The sequence below is a fragment of the Ensifer adhaerens genome (assembly GCF_001270265.1).
GTDB classification, from domain to species: domain Bacteria; phylum Pseudomonadota; class Alphaproteobacteria; order Rhizobiales; family Rhizobiaceae; genus Ensifer; species Ensifer adhaerens_B.
This window is the reverse complement of the sequence record NZ_LGAP01000028.1, coordinates 1-23,307: the sequence shown is the minus strand read 5'-3', so window position 1 is coordinate 23,307 and position 23,307 is coordinate 1. Positions and strand designations below refer to the sequence as shown.

At 57.9% G+C, this 23,307-nt stretch carries 29 protein-coding genes and 1 pseudogene; 8 read left to right on the top strand and 22 right to left on the bottom strand.

The window, feature by feature from the left end:
• Positions 1-174 precede the first annotated feature (174 nt).
• Genes AC244_RS27595 through traG form a run of 3 tightly spaced genes read left to right on the top strand, consistent with a single transcriptional unit; the run spans position 175 to position 2,598 of the window.
• Positions 175-399 carry a TraC family protein gene (locus AC244_RS27595; protein ID WP_053252020.1) on the top strand — a complete coding sequence of 75 codons (225 nt, stop codon included), beginning with the start codon at positions 175-177 and terminating at the stop codon, positions 397-399.
• Positions 400-448: 49 nt separating this feature from the next.
• On the top strand, positions 449-661 hold the full coding sequence (locus tag AC244_RS27590) for a conjugal transfer protein TraD (RefSeq protein ID WP_053252078.1): 213 nt from the start codon (positions 449-451) through the stop codon (positions 659-661).
• Between the two features lie 14 nt (positions 662-675).
• Entirely contained in the window at positions 676-2,598 is a 1,923-nt protein-coding gene (gene traG, locus AC244_RS27585) for a Ti-type conjugative transfer system protein TraG (protein WP_053252019.1), read from the top strand.
• Between the two features lie 61 nt (positions 2,599-2,659).
• Here traG and AC244_RS37695 read toward each other — a convergent pair whose 3' ends face one another.
• From AC244_RS37695 to AC244_RS38925, 16 genes are all read right to left on the bottom strand, one after another.
• Positions 2,660-2,806 carry a hypothetical protein gene (locus AC244_RS37695; RefSeq protein WP_202596128.1) on the bottom strand — a complete coding sequence of 49 codons (147 nt, stop codon included), beginning with the start codon at positions 2,804-2,806 and terminating at the stop codon, positions 2,660-2,662.
• A 354-nt stretch (positions 2,807-3,160) separates the two neighbouring features.
• Positions 3,161-3,505 carry a DUF2958 domain-containing protein gene (locus AC244_RS27575; RefSeq protein ID WP_053252017.1) on the bottom strand — a complete coding sequence of 115 codons (345 nt, stop codon included), beginning with the start codon at positions 3,503-3,505 and terminating at the stop codon, positions 3,161-3,163.
• Between the two features lie 71 nt (positions 3,506-3,576).
• The gene (locus tag AC244_RS27570; RefSeq protein ID WP_053252016.1) at positions 3,577-3,900 is read right to left on the bottom strand and encodes a DUF736 domain-containing protein; all 324 of its coding nucleotides are present in this window, start codon (positions 3,898-3,900) and stop codon (positions 3,577-3,579) included.
• Positions 3,901-4,423: 523 nt separating this feature from the next.
• Complete coding sequence (locus AC244_RS27565) at positions 4,424-4,633, bottom strand: dodecin (RefSeq protein ID WP_053252015.1); 210 nt, start codon at positions 4,631-4,633, stop codon at positions 4,424-4,426.
• A 351-nt stretch (positions 4,634-4,984) separates the two neighbouring features.
• Positions 4,985-5,980, bottom strand: a complete 996-nt coding sequence (gene virB11 / locus AC244_RS27560; protein ID WP_053252014.1) for a P-type DNA transfer ATPase VirB11 — start codon at positions 5,978-5,980, stop codon at positions 4,985-4,987.
• A gap of 10 nt (positions 5,981-5,990) precedes the next feature.
• A complete protein-coding gene (virB10, locus tag AC244_RS27555; protein WP_053252013.1) occupies positions 5,991-7,163 on the bottom strand; it encodes a type IV secretion system protein VirB10 in 1,173 nt (390 codons plus the stop codon).
• Positions 7,160-8,032: a P-type conjugative transfer protein VirB9 gene (gene virB9, locus AC244_RS27550; RefSeq protein WP_053252077.1), complete on the bottom strand. Its 873-nt coding sequence runs from the start codon at positions 8,030-8,032 to the stop codon at positions 7,160-7,162. Before virB9 ends, virB10 begins: the two co-directional genes overlap by 4 nt.
• Positions 8,033-8,037: 5 nt before the next feature.
• A complete protein-coding gene (locus AC244_RS27545) occupies positions 8,038-8,709 on the bottom strand; it encodes a virB8 family protein (protein WP_053252012.1) in 672 nt (223 codons plus the stop codon).
• The gene (locus tag AC244_RS35770; protein ID WP_234717045.1) at positions 8,706-8,903 is read right to left on the bottom strand and encodes a hypothetical protein; all 198 of its coding nucleotides are present in this window, start codon (positions 8,901-8,903) and stop codon (positions 8,706-8,708) included. Before AC244_RS35770 ends, AC244_RS27545 begins: the two co-directional genes overlap by 4 nt.
• A 140-nt stretch (positions 8,904-9,043) precedes the next feature.
• The gene (locus AC244_RS27540) at positions 9,044-9,931 is read right to left on the bottom strand and encodes a type IV secretion system protein (protein WP_053252011.1); all 888 of its coding nucleotides are present in this window, start codon (positions 9,929-9,931) and stop codon (positions 9,044-9,046) included.
• A gap of 136 nt (positions 9,932-10,067) precedes the next feature.
• A complete protein-coding gene (virB5, locus tag AC244_RS27535) occupies positions 10,068-10,739 on the bottom strand; it encodes a P-type DNA transfer protein VirB5 (RefSeq protein WP_053252076.1) in 672 nt (223 codons plus the stop codon).
• Positions 10,740-10,756: 17 nt separating this feature from the next.
• Positions 10,757-13,126, bottom strand: a complete 2,370-nt coding sequence (locus tag AC244_RS27530) for a VirB4 family type IV secretion/conjugal transfer ATPase (protein ID WP_053252010.1) — start codon at positions 13,124-13,126, stop codon at positions 10,757-10,759.
• A gap of 3 nt (positions 13,127-13,129) precedes the next feature.
• Complete coding sequence (locus tag AC244_RS27525; protein ID WP_053252075.1) at positions 13,130-13,462, bottom strand: type IV secretion system protein VirB3; 333 nt, start codon at positions 13,460-13,462, stop codon at positions 13,130-13,132.
• The gene (locus AC244_RS27520) at positions 13,462-13,758 is read right to left on the bottom strand and encodes a TrbC/VirB2 family protein (protein ID WP_053252009.1); all 297 of its coding nucleotides are present in this window, start codon (positions 13,756-13,758) and stop codon (positions 13,462-13,464) included. Before AC244_RS27520 ends, AC244_RS27525 begins: the two co-directional genes overlap by 1 nt.
• Complete coding sequence (locus AC244_RS27515; protein ID WP_414735955.1) at positions 13,755-14,360, bottom strand: type IV secretion system protein VirB1; 606 nt, start codon at positions 14,358-14,360, stop codon at positions 13,755-13,757. The genes AC244_RS27520 and AC244_RS27515 overlap by 4 nt, the downstream gene beginning before the upstream one ends.
• A gap of 103 nt (positions 14,361-14,463) precedes the next feature.
• On the bottom strand, positions 14,464-14,958 hold the full coding sequence (locus AC244_RS38925) for a hypothetical protein (protein ID WP_414735957.1): 495 nt from the start codon (positions 14,956-14,958) through the stop codon (positions 14,464-14,466).
• Between the two features lie 72 nt (positions 14,959-15,030).
• On the opposite strand from AC244_RS38925, the gene AC244_RS27510 reads away from it, so the two are divergent.
• Positions 15,031-15,426, top strand: a complete 396-nt coding sequence (locus AC244_RS27510; RefSeq protein WP_321166236.1) for a MarR family transcriptional regulator — start codon at positions 15,031-15,033, stop codon at positions 15,424-15,426.
• Between the two features lie 117 nt (positions 15,427-15,543).
• Here AC244_RS27510 and AC244_RS36775 read toward each other — a convergent pair whose 3' ends face one another.
• From AC244_RS36775 to AC244_RS27495, 3 genes are all read right to left on the bottom strand, one after another.
• The gene (locus AC244_RS36775; protein WP_152976123.1) at positions 15,544-15,921 is read right to left on the bottom strand and encodes a hypothetical protein; all 378 of its coding nucleotides are present in this window, start codon (positions 15,919-15,921) and stop codon (positions 15,544-15,546) included.
• Positions 15,908-17,185 carry an aminotransferase class I/II-fold pyridoxal phosphate-dependent enzyme gene (locus tag AC244_RS27500; RefSeq protein WP_053252006.1) on the bottom strand — a complete coding sequence of 426 codons (1,278 nt, stop codon included), beginning with the start codon at positions 17,183-17,185 and terminating at the stop codon, positions 15,908-15,910. The genes AC244_RS36775 and AC244_RS27500 overlap by 14 nt, the downstream gene beginning before the upstream one ends.
• 169 nt (positions 17,186-17,354) lie before the next feature.
• Positions 17,355-18,080 carry a response regulator transcription factor gene (locus AC244_RS27495; RefSeq protein ID WP_161807905.1) on the bottom strand — a complete coding sequence of 242 codons (726 nt, stop codon included), beginning with the start codon at positions 18,078-18,080 and terminating at the stop codon, positions 17,355-17,357.
• Positions 18,081-18,678: 598 nt separating this feature from the next.
• On the opposite strand from AC244_RS27495, the gene AC244_RS37690 reads away from it, so the two are divergent.
• Positions 18,679-18,912, top strand: coding sequence for a hypothetical protein (locus tag AC244_RS37690; protein ID WP_053252004.1), 234 nt, complete (start codon positions 18,679-18,681; stop codon positions 18,910-18,912).
• 480 nt (positions 18,913-19,392) lie between these two features.
• On the opposite strand, the gene AC244_RS37270 is transcribed toward AC244_RS37690, so the two are convergent.
• Positions 19,393-19,683, bottom strand: coding sequence for a hypothetical protein (locus tag AC244_RS37270; protein WP_161807904.1), 291 nt, complete (start codon positions 19,681-19,683; stop codon positions 19,393-19,395).
• Between the two features lie 638 nt (positions 19,684-20,321).
• Positions 20,322-20,657 carry a hypothetical protein gene (locus AC244_RS35750; RefSeq protein WP_082367190.1) on the bottom strand — a complete coding sequence of 112 codons (336 nt, stop codon included), beginning with the start codon at positions 20,655-20,657 and terminating at the stop codon, positions 20,322-20,324.
• 964 nt (positions 20,658-21,621) lie between these two features.
• Between AC244_RS35750 and AC244_RS38330 the strand changes: the two genes are divergently transcribed.
• Together AC244_RS38330 and AC244_RS35745 are read left to right on the top strand one after the other, a co-directional pair.
• Positions 21,622-22,254 (top strand): HipA domain-containing protein, encoded by a 633-nt coding sequence (locus AC244_RS38330; RefSeq protein WP_234717049.1) that lies wholly within the window; start codon positions 21,622-21,624, stop codon positions 22,252-22,254.
• A 4-nt stretch (positions 22,255-22,258) separates the two neighbouring features.
• Positions 22,259-22,564, top strand: a complete 306-nt coding sequence (locus AC244_RS35745; protein ID WP_082367188.1) for a helix-turn-helix domain-containing protein — start codon at positions 22,259-22,261, stop codon at positions 22,562-22,564.
• A gap of 22 nt (positions 22,565-22,586) precedes the next feature.
• Here the strand turns inward: AC244_RS35745 and AC244_RS27470 are convergent.
• A pseudogene (locus AC244_RS27470) lies at positions 22,587-23,042 on the bottom strand (trypsin-like peptidase domain-containing protein); the annotation flags it as partial.
• Between the two features lie 87 nt (positions 23,043-23,129).
• Here AC244_RS27470 and AC244_RS35740 point away from each other — a divergent pair.
• The coding region (locus tag AC244_RS35740; protein WP_152976122.1) for a transposase at positions 23,130-23,307 on the top strand (178 nt) is incomplete at its 3' end.

The window sequence follows — 23,307 nt, the reverse complement described above, 5'->3', positions numbered from 1 at the left end:
CTTCTAAGCGGGTCGCAACTGCGACGTATATTGCGCCATTCGCCGACTATGTCGCATTTAACACGCCGCTTTTTGGCTCTGAACTTCAATTTTCATACCTCATTCCGAAAGATTTGACTATCATATTTGTACGCGTATAATCGCGGCTCATCGCAGACTGAGGAAGGAAGAGTCATGCGCACGAAAACGACCATCTCCGAAATCGACGCTCAGATCGAAACACTGCGCGTGAAGCGCAAGAACCTGCTGGTTAAAGCCAACGAGCGTTTCGCCCGGATGGCGCAGAAAGCCGGTCTCGCCGAACTCGATATTCCCGACGGCGAGCTCGACGCCATTTTCGCAGAGATCGTCACGCGATTTCGCGAAAGGGTCCGAGGGGCCGATGGTCCATCGGCTTAGGCGGATGGACCAGCGGATTGTATTTCTCGAACGGAAGCGGCAACGCAGGATGACGCAAGAGCCCAAGCGCGAAACCCGCGAGAAAATCATCCTCGGCGGATTAATCATCAAGGCAGGCTTAAAGAATGCCGATCGGGCGTTCTTGCTCGGCGCGCTGATTGAGGCGAACCGGGTCCCGGTCGGGACGGTGGAACATGATCGGCTATGCGCCCTCGGCGCGGAGGCCTTTCGGGCGGAGGCCCGCGCACTGATGAAGTTGTAAAGAAAGGGTGCGGGATGACGGCGAAGCGGCGGTTCAGCCCGATGGTCCTGCTGGCACTCGTGCCGATAGCAGTGAGCCTTACGACACTGCTTTTCACAGCTTACAAGTGGCCGACGATGGCGACTATGGTTGCGCCCGAGTACGCCTATTGGTTCATGCGTGCGTCGCCGATCCCAAATCTTTTCTTTGGACCGATTTCGGGGCTCATTACTGTGGCGGTCTTGCCTCTGCACCGGCGCAGACCGATCGCGCTTGTCAGTGTCATCACGTTTCTCTGCATTGGCGGATTTTACGCCGTGCGGGAACACGCCCGCCTATCCCCCTTCGTTCAGTCTGGAGTGGTCACCTGGGCAGGGGCGTTTTCCTATCTCGACCTGTACGCAGCCGTAGGCGCAATCGGCGGCTTTGCCATCGTGGCGATCTCCGCCCGTCTGTCCATAGTCAACGGCGGACCGGTCAAACGAGCCCGGCGGGGCACCTTCGGCGACGCCGATTGGCTCTCGATGACGGCCGCTACCACTTTGTTTCCGCCGGATGGTGAAATCGTCATCGGCGAGCGCTACCGCGTCGATCGAGAGGCGATCCGCAGTGTCCCCTTTCGGCCTGACGACCAGTCAACCTGGGGGAAAGGCGGCAAGGCACCGTTGCTCACCTATAGGCAGGATTTCGATTCCACTCATATGCTGTTTTTCGCTGGCCCAGGCGGATACAAGACCACGAGTAACGTTATTCCGACAGCGTTGCGCTATACCGGACCGCTGATCTGCCTCGATCCCTCGACCGAAGTAGCGCCGATGGTTGTTGCCCATCGGCGATCGAAGCTCAAACGAACCTGCATCGTACTTGGCCCATCCAATCCCGCTTGGGGCTTCAACGTTCTCGACTGGATCGAAACCTCGAAATCCAAGGAAGAAGACATCGTCGCGGTTGCTCACATGCTTTTGTCGGAAAGCTCTCGGATCGAAACATCGACGGGGTCATATTTCCAGAACCAGGCGCACAATCTTCTGACGGGTTTGCTGGCGCACGTCATGCTCTCTCCGGATTACGCCGGCCGGCGCGATCTACGCAGTCTGCGCCAGATCGTTTCCGAGCCCGAACCGTCGGTCCTGGCGATGTTGCGCGACATTCAGGAAACATCGCAATCGGCCTTTGTCCGCGAAACGCTCGGCGTCTTCACCAATATGACGGAACAGACTTTCAGTGGCGTCTATTCCACCGCGTCGAAGGATACACAATGGCTGTCGCTCGACGACTATGCCGCACTCGTCTGCGGGAAGGCGTTCAAATCGAGCGATATCGTCAAGGGCGCGATCGACGTTTTCCTGAACATTCCCGCATCGATCCTGCGCAGCTATCCGGGCATTGCCCGCGTCATCGTCGGCTCACTGATCAATGCCATGATCCAGGCCGACGGGACCTTCCACCGCCGCGCGCTCTTCATGCTCGATGAGGTCGATCTACTCGGCTTCATGCGCGTGCTCGAGGATGCCCGTGACTACGGCCGGAAATACGGCATAACGCTGATGTTGATGTATCAATCGGTCGGCCAGCTCGAAAAGCACTTTGGCCGTGATGGCGCGACCTCCTGGATCGATGGATGCGCCTTTGCATCCTATGCGGCGATCAAAGCGCTCGACACGGCCCGCAACGTTTCCGCTCAATGTGGTGAAATGACCGTTGAGGTCGAAGGTCGGTCCCGCAATATCGGCGGGAGCAGTTCGGACAAAGGTTCAAGGCGGTCAGAGAGTGTCAGCCTTCAGCGCAGACCGCTGATTATGCCGCACGAAATTATCCAGTCGCTGCGCAAGGACGAGCAGATCATCATTGTCCAGGGCCACAGTCCGTTGCGTTGCGGTCGGGCGATTTATTTTCGGAGAAAGGACATGAATGCGGCGGTCGAACCCAACCGGTTCGTCAAGGCAGCGGCGACCTGAACGATCACATCCCGTCGCCGCTCGGCGATAGGTTGCGGTCGAAGCAATGACGCACGGCCGCCTATTCTGGAGGCGGGTCATCGGTGTTGCGACGTGCCAGTTCCTGCCGTGCCGCTTCCAGTTCGGTTTCGATCTGGTGGCGCTCCTCGGCGTCCAGGCAGTTTTGCAATTCGGCGCGCAGTTCCTCGATGTGCTGTTCGATCGTCATCGTCATCTCCTTGAATTTGTGAAAGATGACGCCGTCGGTCATGAGGGGTCGGAATGGGTCAAGGCTCGCGTCACGCGACCGGCGGAGCCGGCGCGCGGAGGAGCCGATTTTGTCGCTTGCGGCAAAATTGGAGGGGCCGCGCGGCCTTGAAGCGTTCCGACCCCTCATGGCATGCTCACGTTTCTGAGCAGATAGGGTGGGTTGGGTATGCCACCTAGAAAAAGCTGGCGACTGGCTGCCCTCGCCTTCTGACAAGAACCGATTGCAGCTTCACCATTTAGCATTTCGGCAATGACGACAAAGAAACTGGGACCGTAGCCCGCCGGCTACGGTCCCTCCTGGCTATGTACTCAGCTAGGCGACAATCCGGCTGGCTGCGGTAGCGACTTTGGCATAAGCCGAAATTGTCCGGTCCGCTCTAAAGGTGATGTCCCGTTCGACGCGCAGGCCAAGGCGGCCGCGAACGGATTGGATCTCCGAAAGAAGAACGGAACCGAGTTCGGGAAACCCGACGCCGAGGTCGCAGAGCCCGAAGAGCAGATCGGGATCCTCCGGTTCGGCAGAGGCGATCAACCATGTGGCGGCCGCGTCGGGCGTGAACAGTTTGACGAGCGGAAGCGGATCGAAGTCTGGATCGCGTTGGAAGCGCTGACCGTTGGTGATGAGGGCCGCGCGGATTTCATCGGTGATGAGGTCCATTGGAATTCTCCAGGATGAAGGGGCTTGACGGAGAGGCCCCGCGATCACCGCGGGGCCGGCGTGTGCGGCGCTCAGGCTGGATCATTCCAGAGGATGACCTTGCGGTTCGCCTCGCCGCCGGGTGCCGGTGCGACATTGCCGAAGATCACGCCGATCTCGGGCGCTTCAAGCTTGACGGAGAGGTATTCCTCGCCGGTGCGTTGCGAGTTCCGGTACCAGCCAGCGCCGATCTCGAAGCCAGTGCGGCGGTGGATGATGCGATAGTCAGGGGCGCCTTCGCTTGCCTTCTGGGCATTCGGGATGAGAGCGATCGGGGCGTTGACCTTGATGGTGGCGAAGAGACCTTCGAGGGTGCCGTCGGTCTTTTCGGTAAGGGTTGCGATCGTGGTGGCCATGGTGCTGTCTCCTTCGGTTGCTCGGGAACCATTCCCGATGGCGCCCGAAGAAGGGGCCGAGCCGCAAGTGTCACCGCAGCGAAGCGGAGGGAAACCCCTTGCGGGTTGACGCTGAGCGCGGCCGGTCCCTTAGAAAGGCGACATCGAGAACGGGAATGGTTTCCGACGCGACCGATCGGGGAGACGCGTGGTCCGTACCCGCCATCGCATCCCGGCGTTCAAAAACCGGCATCGCGGGCCGCATGAGATCGGAATTTCACGAGCAACGTTATCGCCCGGAAATAATGCAACGTTGGGAGGCCGCCGCGCGTTTCGTCATTAGCCGAGGCAGCCGACGGACAGGCTCGCAGGATCCACCAAGGTCCGCGAGTTGCCGAAGATCACGCCGATCTCGGGTGCTTGCAGTTTGACCGAGAGGTATTGCTCGCCGGTATGCTGTAACCGGCATCCGCGGCCTCTATGAATACCCGATCGACAAGCGCAGACAGCTTCGTGCGTCGGGACAGACAACTGGCCTAGCGTGTCAATCGTCGATCCGAAATCCGACCTTCACAACCACCTGATACTGCGCCACCGCGCCATCCTTGATCTGTCCCCGGATCTGATCCACCTCGAACCATTCGAGATTTCTCATGGTTTTCGAGGCCCGCATAATCGCCGTCTCGATCGCCTCGGTCACAGAGACTTTCGAACTACCGATAAGTTCCACCTTCTTGTAGACATGGTCGCTCACGTTATCCTCCCATATTGGTTCAGGCTACGCTTTGCTTCAAAAGGGGCTCGTGGGCACCGCTCGACGGGATTGCTGCTCAATCGAGCGGGCATCGTCACGCCGACAACGCTGCATCAAAAGTCTGCTTGCATTGAAATTCACTGCTAAACACAGACGATCCGGCAATACCCGGTTGTTGTCAAACAGTGTGAGAGGCGATGGCTGCCGCCGCGGCCAGGTAATCAATCGACCCCAATTGGCCCAGTGTGCCCTGCGCAGCGCAGCCTTATAGGCCTTGCGGGGCCACTCGCCATGAAGGTCCTGAAGCGCCGGCCAAGAGCATCCGACCCGGGGCTGCTGCGGCAGAAGGGATTATGCCGAGCGACTTGACCATATCTCTGTCACCCGGAACTTCCCCTCCACCCGTTTGCATTGAACGACGACATCGACCAACATCTTCAAGAGGCTGCGGATATCGTCGCGTGCGAGATCCTGCCCGCCGTCCGATTCCTTAACGAGGAGGGTCAGCTGCTCAAACGCGAGGGCTGCCGAGTCAGCGTGTACTGTGGTGATGGACCCTGGATGCCCAGAGTTGATATTTCGGATGTAGTAGAAAGCCGTGCCGTCGCGCAGTTCCTGCAGCAGGACTCGATCGGGACGCATCCGCAGGCTTGACTCCAGCAGGTCCTTGGGGCCGATTTTCGCAAGGCCCTGCTCACCTTTCGAATAGAACAGCCGAACGTGGTTTGGTTGCGGTATGACCAGCTCGGCTGTGTCTTCGATTGTGATAATGCGCTCGAACGTCGGAATGTGCTGGATCAGCGCCTTCGACAGCGTGGTTTTACCCGACCCAGTCGCCCCGGAAATAATGATGTTCTTCCGGGCAAGAACCGATTGCTTTAGGAACGCCGCATAGTTTCCTGCTCTATAAAGCTGCGACAGCCTTCTGTCCGGACTGTCGGATCGATCATCCACCGCGGCGGTCACGGCAAACAGCCCTGCTGCGTCGAGGCCGCTTAACGACAGAGACACCGATGAGGGTTTTCGAATGGTGATGCTAACCGTGCCTTTTGTTGTTGCCGGCGGGATAACGATCTGAATGCGCTCGTCGTCCGGAAGAGTTGCCGAAAGGATCGGCCTCGCCTCGTCGATCGCCTGATGCGAATGACTGGCAACGGCGCGGGCGAGACGCATCAATCTGTCGAAGGTCAGTTCCGCAACGTCAAAGCGCGACCAGCCAGCGGTACCTTCGGCCAGGACTTCGCCCGGCCGATTGATGACCACCTCATAGAGTGTGGGGTTTTGCAGCAATCCGGCGATCGGCTGGAGAAGCTGGCGCACCACAGGCGCGTCGCACGTTCCCGTCATGCGCTGATCCTCATTTCGTTACCACGCGCTCGCGTTTGCTGAAGTCGCCGAGGACGGAACGATCGAGAATAGTGTTGCGTGGCTCGGTCACAAGCAATTCATAGATCCCGGAAAAATCGAGATCACGCGCCACGAAAATCGACACGAGCTCGCCCTGATGCTTGCTTAGCGCCGGGGCAATGTTGATCGATTGCTCGACGGCGATCGCTGCCGCTTGCCTGCCGGCGCTCGTCGTACCCTCCGCGTCGATGTTCTGATCCTGTAACTGCCTTCCGGTAAAGCTCGCCACATCACCAACGATCGACAGGAGCAAAGCACTGCCGAAGCGCTCCCACCAATGGCTGTTGACATGTCCGTCAAAACCGGCGCGACCGAGCGCATCGGTCGCGGGTGAAGCAAGCGCAATGATGACACCGGTCGGCGTTTTCGCACGATTCCAGAGGACGAAGAGCCGCTTCTGGCCGCGCCGCAGACCGCCGCGGTATTCGCCGACAATCTGTGTGCCCTTCTCCATCAGCACCACGCGGCCGTTATCCGAGAACACGTCGCGATTGATGACACAGCTGGTGAAGCCAGGCTGGTCAGACGACAGCGCCGTTTCGAGCACGCAAGGGATCGAAGTTCCCATCGCGACGATATAGTTGCGGTTGCCGAGATGTCCGGCGCGCGAACCTTCGAGCCGTGTCGGCTTCAGCATGCGGTCGAAACGCTGATCTTCGTTCTCGCCTACCTCGCCACCAAGCATGCCGTTGATGGGCAGATAGGTCGAAGATTGATCCGGCGCTGATTGCGCATTTTCCAACCGGCGATCGATCCCTTGGCCCACGCTGAAGGCCATAACTGGCGCTCGCCGGGCAGATTCCAGAAGCTCGTCCTTTTCGGGTTCGACGGGCGTTTCGGCGATAACCGGCGTCGGCAATTTGACTTCGGGCAATGGCTCCACTGTCTTCGGCTCCTCTTTTGCCGGCTCGAAGTCGGTCGCCTGCCGGATGACCACCCGCTCCTCACGATTGGCATTCGGGTCAAGGGTCTGCGAACGCATCGACCACAGTCCGAAGCCGATGAAGGCGAGGATAGCTGCGACAACGACGCCGCGTCTGAGAGCCGGGTTGCTGTCAAACCCTTGTGGAAGCTGGGCATGTCCGCGTTCGCCGGGAATCGTCGTTTGAAGATCGTCTGTCATTGTATGTCTCTTTGGGCTGTGTCCTCAGCTGGTGCCTTGACGACCCTCTCCACCGATGGGGATGTCGTATTTGTATTGGGATTGTCGCCGCCAAGAGTATGGGCTTCGTTGAAGACGCAGAGCACATCCACTCCAAGACGCAGGATGAACTTCCGGCTGATGGCATGAACGAGCACAAGACCATCGGAGACGGATTTCGGGACGAGACTTTCGGTTCCGTCGGAGTTCTCAAGGTAGATTGCTGGGATCTCCCGATTGTCGGCGAAGACAAACGTCGTAAGCTTGCCGTTGTCGTAGACGGCCTGCGGTTCGATCGCGGCAGAACCTTGCACCGAATATTGCCAGTTGCGCGGGCCATATTGCTCATGGAGCGCCAAAACGTCATTTGCAGCACCGGCTTTCTGCGCTTGGCCCCGGGCCTGCGCTTCCAGGCGCTTGCGCTGCGCCTCGTCGGCGGGATAACGGTACTTCACATAGAAATAGGTATCTTGCCCGGCAGCAACGGAGCCGTCGCGCACCGTCAACTCCATCTGATAGCTGCGCTTGGAGCCATCTCGTCTTGTCGTGACTATGGAGATGTTGGTGATCGGCTGGTTCTCGCGGGGTTTTAGAAACAGAATATTGCCAGCCGGCGCCACCTCCCAGGCGACCGAATTGCCGAGCGCCACATGCGCGATCTCCTCGTTGGGCGCAAACTCCACCTGAACCGACGAGCGAAGCGTGCCGACGATGCGGGTGATGTTGTAGGGCTGGTAGTTGACGAAACGAACACGGTTGTCCTGCCCGGCGCCGCTCGGAATATCGAGGGCCAAGGCTGGATGAAACACCGCGGTAACGGCGACAATGGCGGCAAAGACTGGCAATGAAATTGTCTTCAATTGATCGCCTCCGGATCTGCCCGATATTCACTGACGACGAAGCCAAGCGGATTGACCAGCCGGTCGGTCGAGGAGACCGGGGCGTTGACATAGGAGTAAGTGATCGTCGCCACCCAATGGGTCGCGCGGACATCGCCTGCACGGGTGATGGTGCTGAGATAGCGCACCGACACGACGTTTGCGTTGATCAGGGAGATCGACTTGATCGTGATTTTCGCCGTCGAGCCGCGCCCGTAAACATTTTGTGGGGAGTCGGGATTGCTGCCGCGGTAAAGCGTGGCAAAGCGCATCTGCTCGGGTTGCGCCGACAGGAGTGAGACGGTCTCGAAGTTCTCCTTAGCCTCCGACCAAACATAGCCTTCGCGCGCCCTGACATAGCGCGCGGCAAAATACTTGGTCACCGCTTCGTCGTAGCTTCCAACCCCTGAGGTCAGGGCCGACACCACGTCGACAATCCCGGTCGAATTGTCGACACGCACGACGAATGGCACGGCCGTCTTCAATGGCGTGAGCGCGGCGACGGCAAAGACAGCGGCGCTGGCAACGAAGCTTGCAACAATCGCAATAACCCAGGCAATTCGTGCCGAACGTTCGACGCTTATCAAGCGATCATGATCGAAACGGCGCGCCCTGTCGAAATACGCCTTCAAACCATCCGGGGTGATCATTGGCGCCCCAGCTCCCCGACGCATTTGCGATAGGACGCGCGTTCGTCAAAATCCTCGAAGGCAGCGGGAACACGCTCTTCAAGTAAGTAGCCGAGCGGTTTTGCAGCAAGCTGTCTGCCGCCCTCCCATTGCCACATTGAACGATTGAGCGGGCGTTTGGCGTAGCCGTCGCATTTGGGGAGATGAGAAGACATTGTGTTGCATCCGCTGACCAGGGCCAACAATAAAAGGCAGAAGACAGTTCGCGGCATATCGACCGGTATCCCTTGTTCATCCTCTTTTTAAGTGGCGCGCAGCGCCGTTGAGGCGCCTTGCTGGAGAAGCAATGGCAGGCTCACGACGTGTCGTGTGCCGACAAGCGGCGAGCGGCGGCGCGCATACCACGCCGTGCGGTGCGCTGGACGGCTGCCGAGCCATAGGTGAGCGACGCACCGCCGGCAGCAAGGGATGCTGCGATACCGGGGAGCTGATAAAAGACATAGAGGCTTGCGATACCAATGGCTCCGATCGCTATCGGCCGCATCAAGACGTCCTCATAGCCTTCGACCGTGGTGAACGACGTGTCGAGCGTTGTGATCAGGAGCGAGCCGACCGCAACGACCAGGATCTGTAAGATAACGAAATTGACCAGTTGGCCGATCCAGGCTTCGGTGAAGCGCCGCGTGCTCTGAAACATCGCCAGTGCAATGAAAATGGGACCGAGTGCCAGAATGATTGCGAGTGCGACGCGGGCATAGAGGGAGATGATATAGCCGATCGCAGCGACGATGAATGTAACGACGACCATCAAGAGACCACCGAACGCGGTCGCGATGTCGAGCGGCCAAGAGCTTCTGTTCCAGATTTGGTTGGCTGACGCCTGCCCCTTGTCGAGCAGCGCATCAAATGTCGAAGCGCTCGGTACGGTGCCGGTGTTGAGCGCGGTGGAGATTTCCTGCGGCAGGCTGGTGAAGAATAGATCGGTTACAAACGCCCGATACTCCGCAGCATTGCGCACGAGCATCACCAAAATGCCGAGCTTGATCGCGCGGTAGGCAAACTCCAGCACAGGCGCTTCTATGGAACCTCTGAGAACCAGATAGCCATACAGGACCACATAGAGCACGAGAGCCACAGTCAAAGGCCCCGCCACCCACGTGCTGATGTTGGATGTTCCGGAAGAAATGAAGCTCTCAAGTGGAGCCTTGAACTGATTGTCGAGGAAAGCAAAGACCTGGTACATCCGCCTTAGCCCCCAATCGCGTTGTTCATTCGCTCGAGCCGGGCGGCCGCCTCGGCGAGCAGGTTCAAGTCAATGAGAACGGGTTCACCGTTAGAGCAGGCGGCGAGCAACAAGAGACGGGTCGGTATCGACTTTCTCATTTGAGTGCGGCTCCCATTGCGTCCATCCGCTTGCGCCAGTCTTCGGCCTGGCGTTGCAGATCAACCTGAACCTGCGCTTGCTGGATCATCTGCAACGCCTGCATGCGCAGGGTGTCCGTCTCGAGGAAGGCGGTCTCGGCAAGCAGCCGGGCCTGAAGGTCCGCAATGTCCTTGGCGTCGCCGGCCGCAGCGATCTGTCTGCGCAACTCGTCGATGCCGACGATGCGCTTGGTTGCCGCGTCATAGATCTGCTGCCCGAGGCTCATCTGGCCGGCGTTGCGGCTCTGCATACGAGCAAGCTCTGAGGTGTAGAAATCGTTGGCGCTGGTTTTATAGATGCTGTTGTCATCGAGGAATTTCGTGGCGGAATCGCCAAAGGCGCCGGCGCCTGAGCCCTTCAGCAACCCTTGGACGGCTGAGAAATCGTGGGGTAGTGCGTTGCGGATCGCCGGATTGTTCAAGACGGTCGCGACATCAGCCATATCGGTCAGCTTGTTCAGGGAGCCGTAAAGCTGCTGCGCCTGATCAAGCTGCGCCTTCATCGTATCCAGTTGCTTGGTCAACTGGGCTATGCTCTCGATGTGCTTGGCGATTGCAGCGTTGTCGACAACCGGGACCCCCTGCCCATGGACCCCTGTTGCATAAAGCGCGACGGTTGCAGCGATCATCGCTGTCTTCTTCGTGATCATGAGCTTGTACTCCTCATTTGCTGGAACAGCGGCAACCAGGCGGACGGATCGTCTCCCACGTCCGCACGGATGCGATCCCCCAGTTCGACATTGGCGGTGCGCCCGGACAACACGGCGAGTTCGTCGTCGAAGCCTGCGAGATTGAGTTCAGCAACAACACTGTTGTGGCCCTGCTTGACGATAAACCGTCTGGCATCGTTGGAGAGCGCACGCGATATCAGTTCGAACTCGCGTTCCGTCAGTTTGAAACCATCGACATAATCGGCGTGACTTCCACGCGCATTCGGCATGAACAGCTGTGTCGGGCATTGCTCGATGATCGTATGTGCAATCGGTGAGTCGATAGCGTCGCGTGGGCTTTGCGTGGCAAACAGCATCAATCCGTTCTGTTTGCGGATCGTTTTCAGTTTGTTTTGAGCAAGGTCGCGGAAGGCTTCGTCGGCAAGCGCTTTCCAGAATTCGTCGATGACGATGATGATCCGCCGGCCGTCGATCAACTGCTCGACCCGATAAAACAGATAGGCCATCAGCGGTGTGCGGATTTCCTCATTGTCGAGGAAATGCGTCATGTCATAGCCGAGGAACTTCGCGCCGATGCCTATGTCGTCGGCCTCATTGTCGAAGATCCAGCCAAGCGGCCCTCCTTTTTCCCAACGACGCAGGCGCGCCGCTATGCCTTCGGGATCGGTGTTGTCGAGGAAAGCACGCAAAGCGCCAATGGTTCGCTCATTTCGCGAAAGGTCGGCAATTCCGTCGATGGCGCCGGCAATATCGCGGACTTCGGTGACGGAGAGCTCACGCGCCTTCGAGCCGACAAGCTTCGCGATCCAGTGGGACAGAAAGATCTTGTTCTGCGGTGTGGGTTCAAGGCCTTTCAGTGGTGCGCATCCGGTCGGAGCACCATTTCGCAGAGGCAGATAAATCCCGCCTGCTGCGCGCACGAACAGATCGGCGCCGCGGTCCTTATCGAAAAAGACAATATGCGGATCATGCTTTTGCAACTGCGAGAGCATGAAATTGACGACGACGGTTTTGCCCGATCCTGTCGGCCCGCACACGAAGGTATTGCCCAGATCGCCATGGTGGAAGTTGAAATAGAACGGCGATCCGGACGCCGTTTTCAGGAGAGCGACGGCGGGCCCCCATTCGTTGCCGTGCTTCTGACCGCGGGGATAGGAATGGAACGGAGAAAGGGCGGCGAAATTCTTGGACGTGATTGCGCCGGAGCGGGCCCGATAACGATAATTGCCCGGAAGCTGCGCCCACCAGGCTGCTTCGAGCCCGAGGTCCTCACGGGCGACGACTGCACCCCCATTGGTGAGATGCGAGCGCGACTTTGCGAGATTGTCATTGAGCTCCGTCACCGATGGCGCAAAGACCGCGAGCGTCAGATGATGTTCGCCTAGGACGAACCGGTTTGATTCCAGATCGTCGAGGGCGTCGGCAAGCTCGTGCAGCTGTGAGCTCGCCCTGTCACCGGCGCTGACCATCTGGTTCTGCTTGCGCCCCATGATTACCTTGGCGTCGGCCTTGTTCACAAAGCCGAATGACTGAGTGAGAATGAGCTCGAACGGTGCCGTCAGCAGGCCATCAAGCATGCCAATGCGGGTGCGCGCCGGGTACTCCTTAAACCCGAACATGCCGGCGAAACGGCTCGCCGCTTCGTGTCGGATCTCGACGGTTTCCCGGCCGATGATGACCCGGTCGGAGTAGATCACTGAAGAAATGCGCCCTTCCGTAAGCGGGATCGGCTCTCGCCTGCCGCCGACAAGTTGATGGAGCACCTCACTCGGCTCAGAAAAGACAATGCCGTCGCGCTCATAGATGGATAAAATGCGCGGCGCGAACCGCGCCAGGCCGGCAGAGACGTCAGTCGTCACGTCGACCAGATGTTTGAGGGCCTGGCGATCAAGTTCGAAGCCAGTGGCCCGTGCTTTCTGTAGCCGGGTGAGCAGCGATGCGATCTTGCGGGCAGGATCGCGGGCCGGATGCCACACTAGCGTCAGATAGAGATCGTTGCGGAAGAGGTCCTCGCCCACCATCCTGTCGCGGTATTTTCGATTGAGGCTGTCGGAGAAGGCATTGGCATAAACGCCCTGCGGGTAGTCGTTGTCGCGTCGGCGGATGATATGTGCCCATAGCGACAGCCGCTCGTCGGCGATGTTGCGATAGAGCGTGTTGAGATCGCGGTGAAATGCATTGATATCGAGGGGATCGGCAGTTTCAAAAGCGATGCCTTCAAGGGCGATGACCGTCATCAAAGCGCGAGAATCGAGGCCAATCACGATCTCGTCGATGTGACGGACGTAGGGAATGAAGGTTTCCGGTTCCAGCTCGCGGGCTTTGAACTTAGCAAGACTAGGCAAGGTCTAGATCCTTCCAGCCATGACATGATGGAGGCGCAAGGGAGTGACAGTCGAGCCTCCCCACAGAACCGCGTTGCGCGCCCTGCCTCGCGTTTCGACGCAGGCAAGCAGGACGCGAAACATATTATGATCGTGCTTGACGAGCGCTTTGAAAGCGAAATGGAAAACCACGCCAACGAGGGCATAAACAATCGAGCCGGCGACGATGAACAGGGTCGTCGTCAGCATCACGTTGATCGCCATCGCCTCCATCGTCACCCCGGAAACCATGATGGGACGCGTGCAAGCAAGAAATAGCGTGTCTTCCTCAACAGCAGCGGCGCGCGACACGAGCATCATCCGACAATCGTGTTGACCAGTTCGGTGGCGCCGAAGATGCCGCCGATACCGATGATCCAGAATCCTGCCTTGCGCAGATCCATGTAACCGAACATCCAGGAGATGCAGATGACAATGATGGCGATGACCGCGAGCAGGCGCGCGATATTGCCGGTCAACATATCGACAATATTCTGAAGCACGTTTTCAATGCCGGCGGCCTGGGCGAAGGCTGGTTCCATCATTGCCAAAGTCGTCACTGCAGTGATCATTATCGACGCGGCAACAGGCTTTAGATGCGATCGCAAGGTCATTCGAAACTTCCTTTTTGTCTGGAAAAAACGAGAACCGAAGAGGCCGCTTTCGAAGCGAAGACATCCCAGTCATTCTGACCGCCGAGGGACAACGGCTGAACCCCGTGTGCCTTTGTGACTTCGTCGAGCGGCGCGTCTGCATTCGGCATTGAGTCAATGCCGCCGCCGCCCATCGCTCCGTGCGGCGACAGTGACTGGCGCGCGACATCTTCCAGCACGAGTGCTGCCAAGCGTGGCCTCAACCGCTCCTTTTCTTCTTGGACACGGCGGTCGTATCCGACGATCTCACCGATCTTGGCATCGCCTCGACCGAAGTAGGCGCGCAGCGTGACGGCATCGAGTTCTGTGCCTTCGAACCCTGCGCGGTCTGCAGCGATCCTGTATTGCGTCAGAAGTTGCGCGGTGGCCTTGAGGTTCTCGCACGGGTCAAAGCCATCCGCGATGCTCATTCCCATGCTCGCAAGGTCAGAGCGGCCTATGCCCCCGAGCCCGAGATCTACGCTCTGTCCCTCGGCAATGAGGCTGGCGGCAATATCGGCGGCTTCGCCGATATTGCGCGGGGGAGCGCCGAGCGGATAGTCACTGTTGATACGGATCGCCAACGGCGCAAATCCGCTTTCAATGCTGACGACAGCCGCCAGGGTCTCGCTTGAGATCGCCGGTGCGCAGGTCTCAGCCAATTCGACGAATAGGACGGGCATCGGCTCAAAACCAGACACGTTGGGGCCCGACCCCATCAATCGTTAGGTCGACGAAGCGGGGGCGTTGGCGCACATGGGGCGGTTCCAGCCGGTAGGCTACGCAGACGCGTTGTCCTTGTGTCCGTTCCCATTGACCCGCCTGTCGCCCGTCCTGCCACCTCCTTGTGCAACTGTCGTTGCCTGTTGGGACCGGCTGCAACGAAATGCAGGTTGCCTCGCGACCGCGGTCTCCGTTGCGCTGGCTCAACCGATACCCAGCTTCGCAGTAATAGGGCTCATAACCCGGACGCGACGCTCGAAAACCGATGCCGCTACAGACAGGAAAGGACCGCCCCTTCGCCAAATGTTTCCAAAGCTTGTGGATTGACGGCCGGCATTCCACGAACTCGGTTGGGCCGCCAGGGTTCGACAGGCAAAGAAGGACTTCACATGCCCAATTATCCGCATAGGATTTAGTCTCGCACACGGCATATATTGCAATCGACAAAGAGCCGGACATGACGATCTTAGAGATGCTGAAAACCATGCGAAAACCTCGCGAAGCAACTTGGACGACCTTTGAGGGAGCGATTTGTCAGATCGCCTGCGTGTCACAAAAATGACAGTTAAATCCATGCCAACATCATTTGACGCCCGCTGGCAGAGCATTACGTTTTCGTCGCTCGCAATGAGCGAGATCATGGACAATCCAGTAGAGGGGGAGACCCCGCAGGCTCGCCTCAAGCAGCTGGGAATGCTGAGCCTGCTTTATACCTTGCACCTGGCCAACATCCCGTTGACGCTGACAAACATCACGGAAAAGACTGGATTGACGAGGGGTGGAGCGGCAGAGCCGATCGATCAGCTGGTTGCCCGCGGTCTTTTGAGGGAGAGCTGGGCAAAGAACGCGATGGGACGGGGCAAGGCGCGCGAATTCGAGATATCGGATACGCTTTTTGCAAGACTGAAGCAGGCCAGCTCGCCTTGAGCAGCAATAGACTTTTCTTGATCACAGTCGATTCACTCCATTGGATGGCAGTGGAAGCGGGCTGCTGGCAGGAGCAGCCTTCACTGGCGTGAGAAATCCGATGTTTTGCGCATGTGGTTACACTGGAACTGAATTTCGCCCATGTTCACGATCGTGCGGCGACCGCAGGCGATCGAACCTGGCGGCATGCCACAGCAGCAAGCTTGGAAGCGTCGGGTGGATGGAGCTAAGCTCCACGGCCAGAACGTCTTCGATCGCGATACGCATGAGGAGGTCGCTTGCCTCGACAAACAGAAACAATCGTTTGCCGCGCGCCCACATTGTAATCCTCCCGCCAGCGACAAATTTGATGAGATCGCCATCGTCCGTCTGGAGCAGTGGACCCAGCGCCGGACGTTCTGCCAGGCGTCTGACGACATATGCGGCCCCAGGAACCTCAATGCACAGCTCGCTGGCGGTGGTGGGCAAGGCAAATTTAGCGTTAGAAGTCAGCATTTGATCCGACCTCCGCTTGCTCAAACTCTTCGAGGACCGCGACGATCGCTTCGCCGATTGCCTTAATATCGCCCTCGCTATGTCCCGCTGTCGGACATATGCGCAATCCGGCGCGTCCCTTTTGAACAGTCGGGAAGAAAATTGCCGATGTGTAGAAACCTCTATTCAGCAAAGTTCGTGCCGCCGCGATCGCCCTCAATTCGTCTCCGATCTCGACTGTTCGTATCGGCAGTGGGGATCCTCTCTGCTCGGTTGGGACGAGGCAGTCAAAAAGAGCAATTCGTGACTGCAGCTCACGCTGTAGGTTTTGTAGTTCCGGCGTGCGATGCAATGCTTGGGATGCAAGTGCAGCGCCGATCGCCGCTACATTCAGAGATGCAGAAAATGCATGGGCAACCGCGAACCTGCGAAAGAGCTGCTCCTGGTGGTCATTGCCGAGCATCAGCAATCCACCTGAAGCGCCAAAACCCTTGCCTAGGGACGCTGCAATAATCGTGCGGTCACCGAGAGAACCGCCAATCTGCGACCGGGCATAACCTTCGCCCTTGCCTCCGAAGATTGAGATGCCATGGGCGTCGTCGACATAGAGAAACAAGCCGTAGCGATCTTGCAACTGGCGGAGCTGTTCGAGCTTGACACAACCTCCCATGGAATAGACGCCGTCGCAAATGTAGGCGACCGCAGGGTATTCTTTACAAAACGCCTCGAGCGCCTCGATGTCATTGTGCTCAATCGTCTCGACTTTAGTTTCACCAGCGAGTGTTCCCTTATGATAGGCAAGCGTTGCATGGGCGAGACGATCAAAAACCATGACGGGCTTGGCGCCGCCTGTCAGGTGACCGGAGGCGATCAAAGGAAGTGCACTCATGTTCGCGGCCAGCACCGTGCTGAAGGCAATCACGCGCGCATCGAACAACTCAGACAAGGCCATCTCGAGTTCGCCGATGATCGCGAAATTGAGACGCGTTCGCGCGCAAGACCAATGCAAGGCACCATAATTAATCAGCGCTTCGATTGCGCCATCGATAATCTTCGGATGATTATCGAGCCCCAGATAGGAGCAGCGCACGAAATCGACAACACGGCGCTCGCCTTCATGCGGCAGAACGACAGCCCGACCGGCCGAGGGTCGCGCATAGAGCGCCATGAGCCCATGGAAATGTGCGGCATCGAAGTGGCTTCGCGAATGGCGGATGAGGGTATCGGTATTCCGGCGGATGCTCCTGCTTGCGCCGTTTCGATCGGTTTTGGTGTTGATCGACATTTCGTGCCTCCAGAACATGAATTGACTGGAGACTGGCTGTTGTAACGGGCCTATTCAACGAAGCATTGCGCAAATATTTCTGAAACTTTCGCAAAATATAAAAGCGGAAAATTGAATACTAACTCATGTTCTTCTGAATTAGATGGTACTTAATTCAGAATATACTATATTATGAAACGCAACCTTCACCCACAGAACGATTGAGCTCCACCGCGTAGCCTGACGCTCTGACTGTGCGGATGAGGTTACCGCCGGTCAGGCGCCGTAGCGAACGGCGCAGGTGGCCGATGTGCACATCGACGGTGCGCGACTGAACATAGAGGTTTGGCGGCCAGCCAATCTCGATCAATTGTTGGCGGGAGAAAACGTTGCCAGGAGCCTCGAGAAGCCGGCTCAACAACTTGAACTCGATTGGTCCGAGTTGGAGCTCGCGGCCTTCATATATCACCAGCCGCCGCCCCACGTGAATTGTCAATCCTCCAAACGCCAATGTGTCCGTCAACGGCGGTTCTATTGGCGCTGGCCGTGCGGTCAATTTTGAAAGAGAATGAAGATAATTCAAAAGCCTAATCGGCAACACGGGCCGAACAAAGTTTTCATCCACCCCTGCCTTCAACAGATCGAGGTAATGCCGCTCGTCGCCGGCTGCAACGAGGGCGATCGTTGGGATTGCGGCGGTGATCTCGTTGGACCTGATCGTCACACATGTCTTTAAAGTCGATGCTACATCTGTGCCTGTATCCAGGATAATCGCCTCAGGCTTCATCGCCGCCGCTTTTTCGCCGACCTCTTCTTCACTGGCCAGCACGGTTCGGAAGCCATCGACGTTCAGGATGTGCGTGAGCAGGAGGTAGATGTCCACGTTGCGCGGGCAGATAAGGATCAAAGGCTTCATCGCGCAGCCTCCGCGACTGTTGCTCGCTGGCGTTTCATCCATTGCCCCGCATTTTTGATGTCACAAACTAAACTCATAACAGATCAAGCATCGCTATTTACCCCCTAATTTCTATTAGATTTGCACGATTGCTGGATAGTTTTTCCTAAACGGCGATGATAGTTCTTCATATTGATGCAACAAATCATTGAGCCCGTCACAAACCTTGGCGTCATCGTTTGCACTGGTACCCGGTCTGGCTGAGCCCGAAAACGGGTCATGTCAGGCCTGCGTTGGCGCGGACCGGATGTTGCGATAGACAGAGATCTCTTTTTTATTGGAGTTATGAAGGTCCGGTCAAAGGAGAACACCGCGCTTGTGATCGCCACCGTGCGCGAAGTCCGAGCGCCAGTATGCGCCTAAAAGTTGTTGCCAAGACCCGATCTTGACGGCTATCTTAGGGCTATCGATTGTCGACGAGGACAAGCGTTCGCGGTCGAATAAAAACTGCCAGGGACGACACGATAAGAACCGCCAAGCGGATTCTGTGGCTCACGGATACGGAGTTCCAACGTCCGGCTACATCAACATCACCTGCCGGACAGCAGGGAGATTGAGCTTGTCCAAAATTCTCGTTAGATCATCCGGCATCAGCGATACGGCCGGCAAGGCTAGCATCTGGAGTAACTTCAGAGTCGAGGAAGCGGTCACCGCCGCAATCGATCTGTATGGTCCGCAGGCGGCGACAGCCGCCGCTTATTGCGCACTGGATGCCTGGACTGAGGCGCGTAGCGATGACTACAAATTCTGGTTTGGCGTTTTTTCAGCGCTGAGAGATCGTAAGTCGACTTAGCGTGAGCGGAGAATGGCAGAGGCTGAAGCAGGTTTTCGCTCTGGCTTTCAACGCATAAGATGCCGCCGTCAGCACAGGCTGAAGAAGTGAAGTCGTCCCCTGGCTGGCGGCATGGTTCATCTTGACCACCACCCAAAGTCGCGATTGCGCCCTTCCCGACCGTGGTGCAGCTTGCCATCACGTTCACGCGACAAGAGGAACAGCAATGAACATCCCAACGCAACGCGACCCCGGCTTTGTGGAATTCGTCGACGGTCAACCAAATGGGAAGTTCGTGGTGTGGGACGGCTAAGCCACTGGCATGCCGCGGGCGTATGGTCGCAAGGAAAGTTGGCTCGTCGAACACCTTGGGAGCGGCCGCGAGCGCTTCTACAAGACCAAAAATGCGGCACGTGCCGATTTGGAGCGGGCTGTCATGCGATCAACCTTGACGAACATCGGCTCCCTTACATTGAAAACCCCGAGCTGCGCTCCATGTCTTTAGGTGAAAGCCACACGTAGGAGGAGAGCCTGCATGAACCGGAATACCGTAATTGGCCTAGTCGTCGCCGTTGTGATCATCATCTTGGCGGTGATGTTCCTAATGCCAGGGACGACCGACACCGCGACAGAAACGGCAACCCCGCCGGCAACTACTACGGAACCGTCTACAACTCCGTCTACGACGACGCAGCCGTCGACAACTACTCCATCCACTACGGAGCCGACTACGACCGCACCGTCGACCACCACACCATCAACGACTCCGTCCACTACCGAGCCGTCAACCACGCAGCCGTCGACGACAACACCGGCGCAATAACAAAGGCGGTCGCTCGATCCTGTAAACAGGTGAGCGGCCGCACAATTGCCACGTCTCGAGAGGAGGCGCGCCATCACAATTGGAATAGCCCAAAGTGGCTATGTGTTAGTTTATTTTTCGCTACATTAGACTCTAGTAGGATGATCGAATGTAAATCGTAGGGAGGCAAGCATGGAGCGCGTAGAAACAGAGAAACTCGCTGCTGAGCCGGCAACCAAAGTCTGGTCAGTGAGCGATTTCTGCAAACGACACCGCCTCTGCTACGAAGAGGAAAAGAGACTTAGGTACCTGTTTGGTCACTTCGCTACTGCCCGCGAGCTGCTACACAACGCACAGCGCACGCCGAAGTGGCGGACCTGAGCAAATGTCGAAGCACGAAGCGGTATTGGTGGAGCTTTAGTCTGCCCTGATGAACAGAGCGCCTACCAGGCCGATTACGACAAGACACTGCAGAATGAACATCGGCCATTCTCCTGACATCGCGGCATCCTCCTGTAAGGAGGATTTATGCCGATTGCGGCAGACGTAAAGGGCTGGAGCAGTCCCGGCGATCTATGACGCGCGGAGTCGGTGCATTGACGTGCTGCAGTGCTGCGCGCGCTACCCGCTAGAAATTGAAGTAGATGGTGACGCCCGAACGCCGGTGGTAGCGGTAATGGTCACGGTAGCCGCCGTAGTACCCGTCACGATAGCCGTAGTATCCGTAATGGCGCGGGTAGCACCTGCCGTAGTAACCGCAGGAACGCCAAGCGTGCCGCCTATCCCAGCGGCGATCCCACCGACGATCGGCGCGCCATTGGCGATGACGCCAGTGGTTGACGGGTTCGGCAGCGCCTGTCTGCACTTCTACCGGTTTTGGCACGAAAATCGGAGCGGCGCTTAGCGGTAAGGCGAACGACGCAGCTAAGCCGATCGCTGCGAGGGCGGATAAGAGCTTTTTCATAGCAAACTCCTCCTATAATAACTGCTATCACATTGAGCTAATCAGCCCGAACCGCCGATGACCGGAAGTGCTTCCTACGATCGCATGGGGAGAAGCTGCATAATTGTGGCCGCATGCGTCAAAATCGCCCCGTGCACGTAAGGAGCTCGGGGCTTGGCGCCAGAGGAGGCCGTCGCCGCCGCAATTGATCTTTATGGTCCACAGGCCGCGACAGCCGCCGCGTATTGCGCACTGGATGCCTGGACTGAGGCGCGTAGCGATGACTCCAAATTCTGGTTTGGCGTATTTTCAACGCTGAACGATCGCAGGGCGATTTAGTGTCGTAAGCGACGTCCCCGTTGCCGATTGAGCGCAAGGTGAGCACTGGGACGACACGCAAGGTGCGCGTCCCAGATCGTCGCGTAGCGACGCTCGACGCAGTCGAATTCTGTATTCAGTCGTTCTCGGCAGTAAAACTCAACCAAAACAGTCCCTTTTGATGGGTTGGAAAAAACAGAGACCCCTATTAATATATCCCTTAAAGGGGATTATTAAATGCGTTTGACTGTCGAAGCATTCTGGAACGGCGACTGGCGAGAATGCGGCACAATCGAGATCCTCGACGCCCAGCTTGGTTACCGCGGGCCGTCGATCGTTGAGTACGACATCGACTATTTCACCAATTTCGCCGCCGCAGATTATAGTGCCAACGGTGAGGTAGGCGACGCCAGAGCCATGTCTGTCAGGTTCCCTGTAGACCTTGAGAGCCGATATCTGGCGACTTGGCCTCCTTTCCTACTAGACCTCATGCCACAGGGGCACGCACGACGTAAGCTCGCGGACCACCTTGGACTGCGTGTGGATGCGCGTGAATCCGACCTCCCACTCCTTCTGAGAGCAGCGGGTAGCCCGGTGGGCAACGTCCGCATCAAGCAAGCAGCGGAAGGCGGAATCCGGCTATTCGCGCGTTGCTCACGAGCTCGGCCTGCGGGTTCACGAAGTCTCGGCCTATGAGCAAGGGGTGTTGATGATCCCGCGCTTTGATGGGGAGATCCAAGGAGGGCTGCTATGCCGCTTCGGCCAGGAAAGCATGGTTTCTAGCATTGGCGTCGCGGAGTTCGGACACAACGCCGACCACGAAGACTATGTGAATGTCTTGAAGCGTCATTCGGACCAACCATTCATCGATATCGTGGAATACGCGAAACGCGATCTCACCAATAGAGCGATGGGCAATCCTGGCAACCATGGACGGAACACCGCTCTGCGCAAGACTCCTGGTGGAGGCATCACTCTTGCGCCGCTGTTCGACTTCGCGCCGATGCGTCTGGCGATCGAAGGCATCGCTAGATCGACGAGATGGGGAGTGATGCGCGACACACACCGCGACAGCGACCCTGATTGGTGGCAGGTCTGCCGTAAAGTTTTCATGGAGGACGATAGAGCAGCGGCCGCGCTTCTTGAGGAGATGGCGACGTTTGCAGAGCGGCTTGCCAACGCACCGAAAATCTCGCTGTCAATGGGAGTGCCCGCGGAAGTCGTGGATTTCGCGATGTCGGGGTGCGCCGAACTTGTTGGAAAGGTGCTGGACGCAGCCGCTTCAGCGCCGGGGGTGTGAGAATATGCCCAGATGGAAAAAGCCCACCAAGGAAGAAACGAGGGAATTGAGAAGGCGCCTGGCCGTAAGAGCGGCGGCTGGGGATCTGCGGCTGCCCCAAGCTGTTTCTGAGATGCGAAGGGCACTTGGTTTGAACCAAAAACAGTTTTCGGAGCTGACTGGCATCACCCGCAGGCAAGTTGCAGAGATTGAAACCGGGAAGGCAAATCCGACTGTCGACACGGTTGCCAAGATCGGGCGGCTCTTTGGATTCACGTTGGGGTTCGTGCCGAAATCACGCCTGGATTCGCCGACCGAAGACCACAAATAGGGGACGGTTCCGGCTTGGGGCGGAATACCTCATAGCCCTCGACATTGATGCCGCCACGGCCAAGGGCGCTGACGATGCCGGAGGTGACGGTCTGACCAAGCCCTAACGGGTTGCCGATCGCGACAACGGAGTCGCCGACCCGAAGGGCACCGGAATCGCCAAACGGCAGCGCCGTCAACTTGTCAGCGACGACCTTCAGCAACGCTATATCGGTTGCCTTGTCGGTGCCCACCAGCTCGGCCGTGAAGCGGCGGCGGTCCTTCAAGGTTACCGCAATCTCGCCGGCGTCCGCGACGACGTGGTGATTCGTGAGGATATAGCCTCTGTCGGCGTCAACGATGACGCCGGAGCCCGCGCTCAGCCGCTGTTGCTGCTCAGGCAGGTTGAAATAGCGGCGGAAGAAGGGATCGTTGTAAAGAGGACTGGTTTCGGCGGAAGCGCGAGACCTCACTGCAACGTTGACGACCGCCGGCGTGACGTACGCATCCGAGCAGGGCCGCATTGCGGATGTGAGTGAGACTGTGGATTCTCTGTCTATATAGACGGCAATATAGACGGTGCTTCAATGGACATCACAAACGATCTCTCAGGGCGTTTCAGCCGGATGGAGATTATAGATAGCGGCCGTCGCCGGCGTTTCACGGATGAAGCGAAGCTGGCGATTGTGGCGGAGAGTTTTAATGGCCCGCGGCAGGTCACGGCCACGGCGCAACGTCACGGGATCACGCGCTGGCAGTTGAACG